The sequence below is a fragment of the Psychrobacter sp. GW64-MNA-CIBAN-0177 genome (assembly GCF_040309585.1).
GTDB classification, from domain to species: domain Bacteria; phylum Pseudomonadota; class Gammaproteobacteria; order Pseudomonadales; family Moraxellaceae; genus Psychrobacter; species Psychrobacter okhotskensis.
The window spans coordinates 1-256 of sequence record NZ_JBEOOY010000396.1; the positions used below are offsets into that span (position 1 = coordinate 1).

General features: G+C 34.4%; 1 protein-coding gene. It reads right to left on the reverse strand.

The features are described 5' to 3' along the window. On the reverse strand, window positions 1–187 hold a 187-nt coding region (locus AAEY79_RS15600), incomplete at its 3' end, for a prolipoprotein diacylglyceryl transferase family protein (RefSeq protein ID WP_352289481.1). Between the last annotated feature and the right edge of the window lie 69 nt (window positions 188–256).

The window sequence follows — 256 nt, forward strand, 5'->3', positions numbered from 1 at the left end:
GTATAAAGCCACCATCACTTATATTTACTAATTGCCACCAATTCTCTTGGTAGCTTTGCCACATAGCGATTATAAAGGTCAATCGTGCGGTTAAAAAACCAATAATAATGGCTGTGAATATATACTCTAAAAACTGTTTCTGTTTTGCATTGTTACGTGTTTGAAGATAAGTTATTCCCCAAAACATAAATAACCCTACCAGAGTAATTAATTGTGAAATTGAGAGAACTATCGGCCCTACAGCAATACTTAGCAT